We start from the raw sequence: 13,888 nt of genomic DNA on the forward strand, positions 1-13,888 counted from the left end.
CGGGCGAACCCGTCTTCCACGGTACGGTCGTTCTCTCCGGTGCACCCGCTGTCATGGCCGCGCGTCCCCCTACCCTTTTCACCTGGCCGCCGGATGGTCATCGGTGGAAACCCACCTCGGGATGACAGCCACCGGCGTGGTCACGGCCCGCACCCCCCACGGAGCGGAGCCGATCCCTCGTCGCCGACGCTATGCCGCCGGAGATCGGCTTCCGGGTTCCCTGACGCTTCCTTGGCGCCGGGGGCAGTGATCTTGACGGCTCGTTGGCACCCGGCTGGTTCAGGGCCGGTACCGGTAGCCGATACCGGGCTCGGTGATCAGATGGCGGGGCCGGGCCGGGTCGGTCTCCAGCTTGCGGCGCATGTTGGCGAGGTAGACCCGCAGGTAGTTGCCGTGCTCCTGCTGGTCCGGTCCCCAGACCTCGCGCAGGATCTGCCGTCCCGGGACCAGCTTCCCCGGGTGGGCCAGCAGGATGGTGAGGATCTTCCACTCGGTCGGGGTGAGCCGTACCGGGCCGCCGGGGCCCGTGACGGCGCCCGCGACCAGGTCGACCTCGTGGTCGCCGATCACGGCCCGGGGCGGCGGCGTCTCGGCCGGCGGGCGGCGCAGCACGGCGCGGAGGCGGGCCAGGAGTTCGTCCATGACGAAGGGTTTGGTGAGGTAGTCGTCGGCGCCCGCGTCGAGCGCCCTGATCTTCTCGGTCGCGGTGTCGCGGCCGGACAGGACGATGATCGGTACGGCGCTCCAGGCGCGCAGGCCGCGGATGATGTCCATGCCGTCGAGGTCGGGCAGGCCGAGGTCGAGCAGGACCGCGCCGGGCATCTCGCGGCTCGCGAGGTCCAGGGCTTCGGCGCCGGTGGCGGCGGTGAGGACGGAGTAGTGGCGTGCGTGGAGGTTGATCTTCAGGGCGCGTAGGAGCTGGGGTTCGTCGTCCACGACCAGGATGTGGTTCATGCCGTCACCTCTCCGGGGTCCACGCCGCTCTCGGTCTCCGTCCCGGCCTCCGCCGCGCTCTCGCGGTCGGTCTCGCTCTCGGCCGCGGGAAGGGTGAGCAGCATGGTGGTGCCGCCGCCCGGGGTGTCCTCGACGTCGAGGGTGCCGCCCATGGCTTCGGCGAGGCCGCGGGAGAGGGCGAGGCCGAGGCCGACGCCGGCGGTGTTGTCGGTGTCGCCGAGGCGTTGGAACGGCAGGAAGACCCGGTCGCGTTCCTCCGCGGCGATGCCGGGGCCGCGGTCGATGACGCGGATCTCGACGCGGTCCAGGTGCCCGCTGGCGGTGACCAGTACGGGGGCGCCGGGGGCGTTGTGGCGCAGGGCGTTGGTGATGACGTTGGCCAGGACGCGTTCCAGCAGCGGCGGGTCGGCCAGGACGGCCGGGGCGGTGTCGAGGTCGAGCGGCTGGACGGGGGCGTCGGGGTCGGCGAGCGAGTCCATCGCGCGGGGCAGGACCTCGTCGAGGTGGACCGGCGCCAGGTGCAGGGTGAGGGCGCCGGCCTGGAGGCGGCTCATGTCGAGCAGGTTGTCGACCAGGCGGGTGAGTTTGACGAGCGACGCGTCGGCGAGGTCGAGGAGTTCGGCCTGGTCCTCGTCAGAGAACTCGACGTCGGGGCTGCGCAGCGAGCCGATCGAGGCGAGTGCGGCGGCGAGCGGGGTGCGCAGGTCGTGGCTGACGGCGGCGAGCAGGGCGGTGCGCATCCGGTCGGCGGCCTTGATCGGTTCGATCTCGGCGGCGACGGTGGCGAGCCGGTCGCGTTCGAGGGCGGCGGCGACGTGGGCGGCGAAGGCGGTGAGCACCCGCATGTCGGCGGCGGGCAGGCGTCGGCCGGTCAGGACCAGCAGCGCGTCCGGGCCGACGGGTACTTCGGTGCTCTGGCGGTCGGGCGCGGGTTCGCCGCCGGCGTCGCTGCGGGCGAGGACTTCGCCGCCGGCGCGGTCGAGCAGGGCGACGGACTCCATGCCGAAGGCGGTCCTGGACTTCTCCAGCAGGGCGGGCAGGGCGTCGGCGCCGCGCAGCACGCTGCCCGCGAGGGTGGAGAGGGTCTCGGCCTCGGCGGTGGCGCGGGCGGCGCGGCTGGTGAGGCGGCCGGCGTGGTCGACGACGGTGGAGACGGTGAGGGCGACGACGGCGAACACCACGAGGGCGATGACGTTGTTGGGTTCGGCGATGGTGAAGGTGTGGACGGGCGGGATGAAGTAGTAGTTGAGCAGCAGTGAGGCGATGAGGGACGCCATCAGGGCGGAGAACGCGCCGCCGAGCAGGGCGACCGCGACGACGCCGAGCTGGAAGATCAGCGCGACGGTGGTCAGGTTCAGCGAGTGCGGCTGGGAGAGCCCGGCGGTGAGCAGGAACGGCAGTACCAGGCCCGAGGTGAAGCCGGCGGCGGTGCGGCGCCTGGAGTGGCGCCGGCCGAGGGTGGGCAGCCGGCCGCGGCCGGTGAACTCGTGGGTGACCATGTGGACGTCGATGTCCTCGGAGGCGTCCACGGTGGTCTCGCCGATGCCGGGGCCGGTGAGGAAGCGGTTGATCCGGCCGCGGCGGCTGGTGCCGAGGACGAGTTGGGTGGCGTCGTGGGCGCGGGCGAAGGCGAGCAGGGCGGTGGGGATGTCGTCGCCGACCACCACGTGGTAGCTGCCGCCGAGCGTTTCGACGAGTCGGCGCTGTTCGGCGAGGTTGCCGGGTGAGGCGCCGGCGAGGCCGTCGCTGCGGGTGATGTGGACGGCGAGCAGGTCGCCGCCGGCGGTGCGGTCGGCGATGCGGGCGGCGCGGCGGATCAGGGTCTCGCCCTCGGGGCCGCCGGTGAGGGCGACCACCACGCGTTCGCGGGTCTCCCAGACCCGGTCGATGTGGTGGCTGGCGCGGTAGTCGCGCAGTCCTTCGTCGACCCGGCCGGCGACCCAGAGCAGGGCGAGTTCGCGCAGGGCGGTCAGGTTGCCGACGCGGAAGTAGTTCGAGAGTGCGGCGTCCACTTTCTCCGCCTTGTAGACGTTGCCGTGCGCCATCCGGCGCCGGAGGGCCTGCGGGGCCATGTCGACCAGTTCGATCTGGTCGGCGCGGCGGACCACCTCGTCGGGGACGGTCTCGCGCTGCGGGATGCCGGTGATCTTCCGGACCACGTCGTTCAGCGACTCCAGGTGCTGGATGTTGACGGTGGTGATGACGTCCACCCCGGCGGAGAGCAGTTCCTCGACGTCCTGCCAGCGTTTGGCGTTGCGGCCGCCGGGGACGTTGGTGTGGGCCAGTTCGTCGACCAGGGCCACGGAGGGCTTCCGTTCCAGGATCGCGTCGACGTCCATCTCGGTGAACTCGGTGTCCCGGTAGGTGCGGGTGAGCCTGGGCACCACGTCCAGTCCCTGGAGCATGTTCTCGGTGTGCCGGCGGCCGTGGCATTCGATGAAGCCGACCACCACGTCCGCCCCGCGTTCCTGTCTGCGCCGGGCCTCGTCGAGCATCCGGTACGTCTTGCCGACGCCCGGAGCCGAGCCGAGGTAGACCCTCAGCCGGCCGCGCCGTACGCGGGTGCCGGGGGTGAGGTCGCGAGACATGGGCGCTGCTCTTTCCTACGAGGGCGGCCTGGGGTGTGGTGGGTGGTGCGGTTGGGGCGGGCGGACATGCGGGTGACCGGCCCGGGGACGGGGGTGGTCCCCCGCTCCCGGGCCGGTCCTCCTATGCGGCCGGTCGGCGTGCGGTCACTTCTGCTCGCTGAGCGCCTTGTTGAGCAGGACGACGTTGACGCCGTCCTGGCCGAGGAAGCCGAGCGAACGGCCCTCGGTGTACTTCGCGACCAGCTTGTCCACCGTGTCCGCGGACAGGTTGCGGGCCTTGGCGACCCGGGCGACCTGCTCCTCGGCGTAGGCGACCGAGATGTGCGGGTCGAGACCGGAGCCGGAGGCGGTGAGCGCGTCCACCGGGACGGTGGCCGGGTCGACGCCGTCGAAGGCGGCGACGGCCGCGCGGCGGTCCTCGACGTTCTTCAGCAGGTCCTCGCTGTTGGGGCCGAGGTTGGAGGCGCCGGAGCTCTTCGGGTCGTAGTTGTAGGCGGACGGCCGGGGCTGGAACCACTGGGGGTCCGGCTGGGCCTGCTCGTCCGCGTCGTCGGGGTTCTTCTTGGGCAGGTTGTAGTTCTGGCCGAGGAGGCTGGAACCGATCTCCTTGCCCTGCGAGCTGACGATCGAGCCGTTGGCCTTGTCGCTGAAGGCGACCTGGCTGATGCCGGTGACCAGCAGCGGGTAGGCGATGCCGAGGATGACGGTCATCACCAGGAGCATCCGCAGCGCGGTGAAGTGGGTGCGTACGGAGGTGGGCAGTGGCTTGGGCATGGTTGCTGTTTCCTCCGTCTCAGCTCAGGCCGGGGATGAACTGGATGATCAGGTCGATCGCCTTGATGCCGATGAACGGCACCACGAGACCGCCGAAGCCGTACACCCCGAGGTTGCGCCGGAGCAGCGAACTGGCGTCCGACGGGCGGTACTTGACGCCGCGCAGGGCGAGCGGGATCAGGCCGATGATGACCAGGGCGTTGAAGATGATCGCCGAGGTGATCGCCGAGGTCGGGCTGTGCAGGCCCATGATGTTGAGGTGGCGCAGGCCCGGGTACACACCGGCGAACATGGCCGGGATGATCGCGAAGTACTTGGCGACGTCGTTGGCGATGGAGAAGGTGGTCAGGGCGCCGCGGGTGATCAGGAGCTGCTTGCCGATCTCGACGATCTCGATCAGCTTGGTGGGGTTGGAGTCCAGGTCCACCATGTTGCCGGCCTCCTTGGCCGCCATGGTGCCGGTGTTCATCGCCACGCCGACGTCGGCCTGGGCCAGCGCGGGCGCGTCGTTGGTGCCGTCGCCGGTCATCGCGACCAGCTTGCCGCCCGCCTGCTCCTTCTTGATCAGGGCCATCTTGTCCTCGGGGGTGGCCTCGGCGAGGAAGTCGTCCACGCCGGCCTCGTCCGCGATCGCCTTGGCGGTCAGCGGGTTGTCACCCGTGATCATGATGGTCCTGATGCCCATCCGGCGCAGCTCGTCGAAGCGCTCCTTCATCCCCTCCTTGACGACGTCCTTGAGGTGGATGACGCCGAGGGCCTTGGGGGCGGCGGTGCCGACCCGGGAGGCGACCACGAGCGGGGTGCCGCCGGCTGCGGAGATGCCGTCGACGAGGGTGGCGATGTCCTGGCCGACCGTGCCGCCGTTCTCGGTGACCCAGCTGGTCACCGAACCGGCTGCGCCCTTGCGGACGGCGTGCACGCCGTCGGCCTCGTCGAGGTCGACGCCGGACATCCGGGTCTGGGCGGTGAACGGGACCCAGGTGGCGTGGGTGAGCTCGCCCTGCGCGCGGGCTCGCAGGCCGTACCCGGTCTTGGCGAGGACCACGATCGAGCGGCCCTCGGGGGTCTCGTCGGCCAGCGAGGAGAGCTGGGCGGCGTCCGCCAGTTCCTCGACGGTGACGCCGGTGGCCGGCTGGAACTCGGCGGCCTGGCGGTTGCCGAGGGTGATGGTGCCGGTCTTGTCGAGCAGCAGGGTGTTGACGTCGCCGGCGGCCTCGACGGCGCGGCCGGACATGGCGAGCACGTTGCGCTGCACCAGGCGGTCCATGCCGGCGATGCCGATCGCGGAGAGCAGGGCCCCGATGGTGGTCGGGATCAGCGCGACGATCAGGGCGACCAGGACGATCATCGACTGCGGGGCGCCGGCGAAGGTCGCCATCGGCTGCAGGGTGACGACCGCTATCAGGAACACGATGGTCAGCGAGGCGAGCAGGATGTTGAGGGCGATCTCGTTCGGCGTCTTCTGCCGGGCGGCACCCTCGACCAGGGCGATCATGCGGTCGATGAAGGACTTGCCGGGCTCCGAGGCGATCTTCACCACGATCCGGTCGGAGAGCACCTTGGTGCCACCGGTGACCGCGCTGCGGTCACCGCCGGACTCGCGGATCACCGGCGCGGACTCGCCGGTGATCGCCGATTCGTCGACGGAGGCGACACCCTCGACGACGTCGCCGTCACCGGGGATGATCTGGCCGGCTTCGACGACCACGTGGTCGCCCAGCTGGAGGGCGGTGCCGGAGACCTCCTCCTCGGCCTGCGAGGCGGGCCAGTTCACCAGGCGGCGGGCCATGGTGTCGGTCTTGGTCCGGCGCAGCGTGTCGGCCTGCGCCTTGCCGCGGCCCTCGGCGACGGCCTCGGCCAGGTTGGCGAAGACGGTGGTGAGCCAGAGCCAGACGGTGATCGCCCAGGCGAACACCGAGGGGTCGGCGATCGCGGAGACGGTGGTGACCACCGAGCCGACCTCGACCACGAACATGACCGGGTTCTTGATCATGACGCGCGGGTCGAGCTTCTTCACCGCGTCGGGAAGGGACTTCACGATCAGCTGGGGATCGAGCAGACCGCCGGATACTCTGTGCGGAGCCTGCTCCTGCTCGACGGGAGCGGGCGGGGTGAGGGTGGACGACATCAGTGGAGACCTTCCGCGATCGGCCCGAGGGCCAGGGCCGGGAAGTAGGTGAGGCCGACGACGATCAGGACGACGCCCGACAGCAGGCCCACGAACAGCGGCTTGTGGGTGGGCAGGGTGCCCGGGGTGGCAGGGACGGGCTGCTGCTGCGCGAGCGAGCCGGCCAGCGCGAGCACGAACACCATCGGCAGGAAGCGGCCGAGCACCATGCACAGGCCCAGCGCGGTGTCGTACCACGGCGTGTTCACCGTGATACCGGCGAACGCCGAACCGTTGTTGTTGCTGGCGGAGGTGAACGCGTACAGCACCTCGGAGAACCCGTGCGGTCCGGAGTTCAGCATCCCGGCCCGCTCACCCGGCAGCGCCATAGCGACACCGGTGCCGATCAGCACCAGCGCGGGCGTGGTGAGGATGTAGAGGGAGGCGAACTTCATCTCCCGGCCGCCGAGCTTCTTGCCCAGGTACTCCGGGGTTCGGCCGACCATCAGGCCCGCCACGAACACCGCGACGATCGCCAGGATCAGCATGCCGTACAGGCCGGAGCCGGTACCGCCGGGCGCGATCTCGCCGAGCATCATGTTGAAGATCGTCAGGCCGCCGCCGAAGGGCGTGAACGAGTCGTGGAAGGAGTTCACCGCGCCGGTCGAGGTCAGCGTCGTGGACGCCGCGAACAGGCCGGAGGCCGCGATGCCGAACCGCTGCTCCTTGCCCTCCATCGCCCCGCCGGCCGCCTGGAGCGCGGTGCCGGAGTGCTGGGACTCGGCGAAGGTGATCAGTGCGGCCGAGGCCACCCAGAACAGGCCCATCACGGCCACGATCGCGTAGCCCTGGCGGTTGTCGCCGACCATCTTGCCGAAGGTGCGGGGCAGCGAGAAGGAGATCACCAGCAGCAGGAAGATCTCCAGCCAGTTGGTGAAGCCGGTCGAATTCTCGAACGGGTGGGCCGAGTTGGCGTTGAAGAAGCCGCCGCCGTTGGTGCCGAGCTCCTTGATGACCTCCTGCGAGGCCACCGGGCCGCCCGGGATCGACTGGGTGTCGCCGCCCAGCGTCACGATGTCGTGGAAGCCGTGGAAGTTCTGGACGACACCGTTCGCGACCAGGACCAGCGCGAAGACGATCGAGATCGGCAGCAGCAGGCGCAGGCAGATCCGGGTGAGGTCCACCCAGAAGTTGCCGACCCGGTCGGTGCGGTTGCGGGTGAAGCCCCGGATCAGGGCGGCCACGATCGCGATGCCGACGGCGGCGGAGACGAAGTTCTGCACCGCCAGGCCCGCCATCTGCACCAGGTGGCCCATCGCGGACTCGCCGCTGTAGGACTGCCAGTTGGTGTTGGTGGTGAAGGAGATCGCGGTGTTCCAGGCCTGGTGCGGCTCCATCTCGGGGACGCCGAGGCTCAGCAGCAGGTGGCCCTGGAGCCGGATCAGGCCGTAGAGGAACAGGATCGACAGGGCCGAGAAGGCGAGTACGGAGCGGAGGTAGACCGGCCAGCGCTGGTCGGCGTCACCGTCGACGCCGACCAGCTTGTACAGGCCGCGCTCGACTCTGAGGTGCTTGGCGGAGGTGAGGAGCTTGGCGATGTAGTCGCCGAGGGGGCGGTAGCACAGGGCCAGCGCGCCCACCAGGGCGAGGGCCTGCAGCCAGCCCGCGAGAGTGGAGCTCATGTCAGAACTTCTCCGGGTAGATCAGCGCGACGACGAGGTAGCCCACCAGGGCGACGGCGACGATGAGACCTGCGATGTTCTCGACGCTCACAGCTTCTCCACCCCCCGCGCTACCAGGGCGATGACGGCGAACACGGCGACCGTGATGCCGACGAAAACGAGATCGAGCATGGGCTCCACCAACGTGGTTCAGGACTTGGCCGTGACACACCCCGAGGGCCCGCACGACGCCGGCGGCAGACCGGCCATGTCAGCAAACCAGCCGGTCACAGCGGTGTGAGCGGCCCTGACGCGCTCCATACGGCCGGGTCGGCAACCTTGACGCGGCATTGACGCCCGTCCTACACCGGTCGGCCCCGATCTGGCCGGAACGTGCCGCCGGCCCCGGGCAGCGGTGCTGTCCGGGGCCGGCGTTCAGGGGGTCAGACCTTCTCGGTGACGGACCCGGAGCGGGCCGGCTCGCCCCTGCGGACGGCGCCGGGGGCGCGGCGGGCGGGGTGGTCGGCGCGCGGCGCGGAGGCGAGCTGCCAGGGCACGCTGATCACCATCACACCGGGCGTGAAGAGCAGCCGGCTCTTCAGCCACAGCGCGGACTGGTTGTGCAGCAGGTGCTCCCACCAGTGCCCCACCACGTACTCCGGGATGAACACCGCGACCGCGTCGCGGGGGCTGGTGCGGCGCACCGTGCGGACGTAGGAGACCACCGGCTTGGTGATCTCGCGGTACGGCGAGTCCAGCACCTTCAGCGGGACCTGGACCTCGTACGCGTCCCACTGGGCGCGCAGGTCGGCGGTGGCGTCCTTCTCGACCTCGACGGTGACCGCCTCCAGGGTGTCCGGGCGGAACGCCTCGGCGTAGCCCAGCGCCCGCAGGGTGGGCTTGTGCAGCTTGGAGACCAGCACGATGCCGTGCACCCGGGACGGGCGCACCGACTCGGCGTTCGGGTCCTCCACCGCAAGCTCCGAGGCGACGGCGTCGTAGTGCCGCCGGATGCCGCGCATCATCAGCCACAGCACGATCGCGGCGACCACCGCCAGCCAGGCACCCTGGGTGAACTTGGTGGCCAGCACGATCACCAGCACCAGGGCGGTGGTGACCGCGCCGAGCCCGTTGATCACCCGGGAGCGCTGCGCGGCGCCGCGCACCGCGCCGTCGCCCTCGCCGGCCAGCACCCGGTTCCAGTGCTTGACCATGCCGATCTGGGAGAGCGTGAAGGAGGTGAAGACACCGAGGATGTAGAGGTGGATCAGGCTCGTGACGTCGGCGTCGTAGAGCCAGAGCAGGCCGCCGGCGACCACGGCGAGCGCGATGATGCCGTTGGAGAAGGCCAGCCGGTCGCCGCGGGTGTGCATCTGCCGGGGCAGGTAGCGGTGCTCGGCCAGGATCGAGGCGAGCAGCGGGAAACCGTTGAAGGCGGTGTTGGCGGCCAGGATCAGCACCAGCGCGGTGGCGGCCTGGACTACGTAGAACAGGATGCTGTCGCTGCCGCCGAAGACCGAGGCCGCGAGCTGGGCGATCACGGTCTGCTGGCTGTACGTGGCGCAGTCCCCGGCGAGGCCGGTCAGCTGGCAGGCGTCGTCGACGTAGTGGACCTTGGCGATCAGGGCGAGCGCGGTGACGCCGACGAACATCACCACCGCGGTGATGCCCATCACCGCCATGGTGGTCGCCGCGTTGCGCGACTTGGGAGCGCGGAACGCGGGCACGCCGTTGGAGATCGCCTCGACGCCGGTCAGCGCCGTGCAGCCGGAGGCGAACGCCCGCAGGCCCAGGATCAGCAGGCCGAGGCCGGCCAGCGTGTCACCGCCGTGCTCGGGGGCGATCCCGAACGCCGCGCTCTCGGCCACGGGGGTGTCGCCGAACACCATCCGGACCAGGCCGGTGGCGATCATCAGCAGCATCGCGCCGATGAACAGGTAGGTGGGGGCCGCGAAGGCGTTGCCCGACTCCCGGACGCCCCGCAGGTTCATCGCCATCAGCAGGGCCACGAATCCGACCGCCATGGCCACCCGGTAGTCGGCCAGGCCGTTGAACGCCGAGATGATGTTGTCCACCCCGGAGGCGACCGACACCGCGACCGTCATCACGTAGTCGACGAGCAGCGAGGCGGCGACCACCAGCCCGGAGTTCGGGCCGAGGTTGCGGGACACCACCTCGTACGAGCCGCCGCCGCTCGGGTAGGCATGCACGACCTGCCGGTACGAGGCGACGACGACGACCATCAGCGCCACCACGCCCGCCGCGACCCACGGGGTGAGGTAGAGGAACGCGGTGCCGCCGACGGTGAGCACCAGCAGGATCTCCTGGGTGGCGTAGGCCACCGAGGAGAGCGGGTCGGACGCGAAGATCGGCAGGGCCAGCCGCTTCGGGAGCAGGGTCTCGCCCAGCTCCTCGCTGCGCATGGCCCGGCCGATGACGAGGCGCTTCAGCGCCTGGGGCAGATTGAACACACGGGCGAGCGTAGGGCTCCCGCGCGTGGCGGCAAGGCCGCCCGAAACGCCCCCGGTACGCTGTCGGCGCTTGGCATATCCGCAGGTCAGATGGGTTGACCTGGGCGCGCTACCGGAGCGTATCGGGGGCGTCAAGGGAGCCGTTAAGGGATCGTCAAGATATGCCGATCGGATCGGCGATATCTTATGAAATCGGGCAAATCACCCCGCGTGTGGCGCTACATCCGCAGCCGCAGCCGGCAGACCACCGCGTCGCTGTGCCGGCGCAGCGCCCGGTCGATCACCGCTCCGCGCTGGTTCTGCAGGGCCCGCTGCCACAGCCGGGCCGGCTCCACCTCGGGGATCAGCACGGTGATCCGGTCGTAGGCGTGCTCGGCGGCGAGCTCGTTGACGAAGGCCGCGATCGGCCGGCCGAGCCGGCGGTGGGCGTCGGGGACCTCGACCAGCGGGACACCGGGCTGCCACAGCTCCCAGTCCCGGCGCAGCGCCTCGGCGGCCCTGCGGTCCTCCGGGTCGGGCGCGGTGTGCACCACGGTGACGGCGAGCACCTCGTCGCCGAGCGAGACCGCGGCGCTCAGTGCGTCGCGGGTCAGGCGGGTGATGGCGTGCACCGGGACGACCACCAGCGAACGCTGCCGGGTGACCGGGCCGGGGACCTGGCCGACCTCCAGCCGGGCGCCGATCCGGACGTAGGTGCGGTGGATCAGCTCGAACAGCAGGACCAGCAGCGGCAGCGCCAGGCAGATGCCCCAGGCGCCCTCGGTGAACTTGGTGCCGGTGACCACCAGGGTGGCGACACCGGTGAGCAGGGCGCCGAAGCCGTTCAGCAGCGCCTTGCCCCGCCAGCCCGCGCCGCGTTCCCGGTTCCAGTGCCTGACCATGCCGACCTGGCAGATGGTGAAGCCGACGAAGACCCCGATGGCGAACAGCGGGACCAGGCTGTTGACGTCGCCGCCCGAGCCGACCAGCAGGGCGCCCGACACCACGGCGAGGAAGATCACCCCGTGCCGGTGCACCTGGTGGTCGGCGCGCAGGGCGAAGACGTGCGGCAGGTGGTTGTCCCGGGCGAGCAGGCGCATCAGCACCGGCAGACCGCCGAACGAGGTGTTGGCCGCCAGTCCGAGCAGGATCACGGTGGCGAACTGGACGAGGTAGAAGCCGAAGCCGTGGCCGAGCGAGGCGTCCGCGAGCTGCGCGAGCACGGTGACGCCCTCGACCGGCTGCAGGTGGAAGCGGCCGATCAGGACGGCCAGGCCGATCAGCATCACGCCGAGCAGCGCGCCGAGCGCGACCTCGGTGTGCTGGGCGCGCCTGACCCGCGGTGTCCGGAAGGACGGGACGGCGTTGGCCACCGCCTCCACCCCGGTCAGCGCCGAGCAGCCGGCGGCGAAGGCCTTGAGCAGCAACAGCGCACCGACCGTGGTGGCGCTCCCGGCCAGCGCGGAGGCGTGCCCGGCGGCGGCCTCGGTGCTGGCGGGCGCGTCCCGGAACAGGCCGACGACGATGATCGCCAGGATCGAGAGCACGAAGACGGCCGTCGGCGCCATGAACCAGCGGGCCGATTCGGCGATGCCGCGCAGGTTGACGGCGGTGACCAGGGCGAGGACACCCAGGCAGAGCCAGACCCGGTCGCCGTAGAGGCCCGGCACGGCCGAGGTCAGCGCGGCCACGCCGGCGGTGACGGAGACCGCGACGTTCAGGATGTAGTCGATCACCAGCGAGGCGGCGGCGGTCAGCGCGGCCCGCCGGCCCAGGTGCGCCTTGGCGACCGCGTACGAGCCGCCGCCGTCCGGGAACGCCGCGATCACCTGGCGGTACGAGGCCACCAGGACCGCCAGCAGTACGGCGATGGCGGCGGTGACGGGGAGGGTGAAGCCGAGGCCGTACCCGCCCGCGGCGGCCAGCACCAGGACGATCGACTCGGGACCGTAGGCGACGGAGGCCACCGCGTCGAGCGAGAGCGCCGCGAGGCCGCCCAGCGCGGTCAGCTTGTCGCGCTGCTGCTCGGGCTGCTGCTCGGGCCGGCCGCCGGTATCGGGCGGTTCCTCCCCGCCGACGGCTATGGCCGACTGCTGCGCATCGGTGGCACCGGACATCGAATGAACCTCCGTGGATCGAATGTGCTCCACGGATGCTGTCCCACCCGGGACGCCGCCTCCATCGGCCCATACGCGACCCTGACGCCCGCGAGTGGGCCCCTGACACGGTCTTGACACGCCCGGGTGCGCCGCTGCCCCGGGGCGCCGTCGGCCTTGCGGCCGTGAACGGACAGCGCCCCGGGGCAGCGACTTTCCCGGGCACCCGATGCCGGTGGCACACGGCACCGGGTGGATCATGGAACTACCGGCTGACGAGCTGGTCGGCGAGCTTGACCAGGCGGCGCAGCGAGCGCTCCTCGGTGGCCACCAGGGCGGTCGGGGCGATGTCGCCGCCGTCGTAGTACGCGCCGTTGGTGAGGCGGAAGTCCGGCAGGCAGAGCTTCGCGACCGCCGCCGCGCCCTCGGCGGCCGGGGCGCCGACCCGCCCGTACAGCGGCAGCAGGGCGGTGTCGCACAGGCCCGGGTTGACACTGACGGCCGTGATGCCGGAACCCTCCGGGGCCATCTCGCGGGTGCCCATGGTCAGCGCGAGCTGGGACTGCGCGTACGCGGCGACCCTGGAGTACTTCTTGACCCGGTTGGGGTCGTTCCAGTTCATCGACGCGGTGCGGTGCAGGGAGGAGGAGACGTTGACGATCCGCGCTCCGCCGGCCGCCGAGAGCGGCGCCCGGAGCAGCTTGGCGAGCAGGTGCGCGGCCAGGAAGTTCACCTGGAGCGAGATTTCGTGGCCGTCCTCGGTGAGGGTGCAGCGCTCGGGCGCCATCACCGCGGCGTTGTTGACCAGCAGGTCGAGGGCCGGGAACGCGGTCGTGACGGTGCCGGCGAGCACGGCGACGTCCGCGAAGCGCGTGAAGTCGGCCGCGAGCATGACGAGTTGGTCGCGGGAGGCGCCCGCGTCGACCAGCCGGTCCAGGGCGCGCTCGCCCTCGTCGGCGGTACGGGCGTGCACGATGACCGTGGCGCCGTGGGCGGCGAGCAGCCGGGCGGTCTCCCAGCCGATGCCGGAGGAGGCTCCGGTGACCAGGGCGGTGCGTGCGGAAAGGACTGCGGACATGACCCATCCAAGGGTTGCGAGGCACCCCGGGCGCCGGGCGCAGGCATGCGCCACCGGGGACCGGGAGTGCGGGAGGTGTACTGCGACTGACCCGTCGGGCCCGCGCCGGAAGCGGTGGCCGGACGGAGACGGCGCGGGCGGACATCGGTGGCCCGCCCGCGCCCGGCCGGGTCGACTGCG

At 71.3% G+C, this 13,888-nt stretch carries 9 protein-coding genes; all 9 read right to left on the bottom strand.

Annotated elements, in window-relative coordinates; translation table 11 throughout:
• Nucleotides 1-279: 279 nt before the first annotated feature.
• Complete coding sequence (locus AB0D08_RS22215) at nucleotides 280-954, bottom strand: response regulator (protein ID WP_359890942.1); 675 nt, start codon at nucleotides 952-954, stop codon at nucleotides 280-282.
• A complete protein-coding gene (locus AB0D08_RS22220; RefSeq protein WP_359890944.1) occupies nucleotides 951-3,542 on the bottom strand; it encodes an ATP-binding protein in 2,592 nt (863 codons plus the stop codon). Before AB0D08_RS22220 ends, AB0D08_RS22215 begins: the two co-directional genes overlap by 4 nt.
• A 144-nt stretch (nucleotides 3,543-3,686) precedes the next feature.
• Nucleotides 3,687-4,316 (bottom strand): K(+)-transporting ATPase subunit C, encoded by a 630-nt coding sequence (kdpC, locus tag AB0D08_RS22225; protein ID WP_033822607.1) that lies wholly within the window; start codon nucleotides 4,314-4,316, stop codon nucleotides 3,687-3,689.
• A gap of 19 nt (nucleotides 4,317-4,335) precedes the next feature.
• A complete protein-coding gene (gene kdpB / locus AB0D08_RS22230) occupies nucleotides 4,336-6,444 on the bottom strand; it encodes a potassium-transporting ATPase subunit KdpB (protein ID WP_033822606.1) in 2,109 nt (702 codons plus the stop codon).
• A complete protein-coding gene (gene kdpA / locus AB0D08_RS22235; protein WP_359890947.1) occupies nucleotides 6,444-8,105 on the bottom strand; it encodes a potassium-transporting ATPase subunit KdpA in 1,662 nt (553 codons plus the stop codon). Before kdpA ends, kdpB begins: the two co-directional genes overlap by 1 nt.
• 1 nt (nucleotide 8,106) lies before the next feature.
• On the bottom strand, nucleotides 8,107-8,196 hold the full coding sequence (gene kdpF / locus AB0D08_RS22240; RefSeq protein WP_033822604.1) for a K(+)-transporting ATPase subunit F: 90 nt from the start codon (nucleotides 8,194-8,196) through the stop codon (nucleotides 8,107-8,109).
• Nucleotides 8,197-8,527: 331 nt separating this feature from the next.
• A complete protein-coding gene (locus AB0D08_RS22245; RefSeq protein ID WP_149038374.1) occupies nucleotides 8,528-10,507 on the bottom strand; it encodes an APC family permease in 1,980 nt (659 codons plus the stop codon).
• Between the two features lie 266 nt (nucleotides 10,508-10,773).
• On the bottom strand, nucleotides 10,774-12,651 hold the full coding sequence (locus AB0D08_RS22250; RefSeq protein ID WP_359890950.1) for an APC family permease: 1,878 nt from the start codon (nucleotides 12,649-12,651) through the stop codon (nucleotides 10,774-10,776).
• 244 nt (nucleotides 12,652-12,895) lie between these two features.
• Nucleotides 12,896-13,708 carry an SDR family NAD(P)-dependent oxidoreductase gene (locus AB0D08_RS22255; RefSeq protein ID WP_359890953.1) on the bottom strand — a complete coding sequence of 271 codons (813 nt, stop codon included), beginning with the start codon at nucleotides 13,706-13,708 and terminating at the stop codon, nucleotides 12,896-12,898.
• Nucleotides 13,709-13,888 lie beyond the last annotated feature (180 nt).

The organism is Kitasatospora sp. NPDC048540 (genome assembly GCF_040651175.1).
Classification (GTDB): domain Bacteria; phylum Actinomycetota; class Actinomycetes; order Streptomycetales; family Streptomycetaceae; genus Kitasatospora.

Excerpts from the sequence above, each read along its gene's own strand:
- AB0D08_RS22215 (WP_359890942.1), bottom strand. The coding sequence starts at position 954 with ATGAACCACATCCTGGTCGTGGACGACGAACCCCAGCTCCTACGCGCC.
- AB0D08_RS22220 (WP_359890944.1), bottom strand. The coding sequence starts at position 3,542 with ATGTCTCGCGACCTCACCCCCGGCACCCGCGTACGGCGCGGCCGGCTG.
- kdpC (WP_033822607.1), bottom strand. The coding sequence starts at position 4,316 with ATGCCCAAGCCACTGCCCACCTCCGTACGCACCCACTTCACCGCGCTG.
- kdpB (WP_033822606.1), bottom strand. The coding sequence starts at position 6,444 with ATGTCGTCCACCCTCACCCCGCCCGCTCCCGTCGAGCAGGAGCAGGCT.
- kdpA (WP_359890947.1), bottom strand. The coding sequence starts at position 8,105 with ATGAGCTCCACTCTCGCGGGCTGGCTGCAGGCCCTCGCCCTGGTGGGC.
- AB0D08_RS22245 (WP_149038374.1), bottom strand. The coding sequence starts at position 10,507 with ATGCGCAGCGAGGAGCTGGGCGAGACCCTGCTCCCGAAGCGGCTGGCC.
- AB0D08_RS22250 (WP_359890950.1), bottom strand. The coding sequence starts at position 12,651 with ATGTCCGGTGCCACCGATGCGCAGCAGTCGGCCATAGCCGTCGGCGGG.
- AB0D08_RS22255 (WP_359890953.1), bottom strand. The coding sequence starts at position 13,708 with ATGTCCGCAGTCCTTTCCGCACGCACCGCCCTGGTCACCGGAGCCTCC.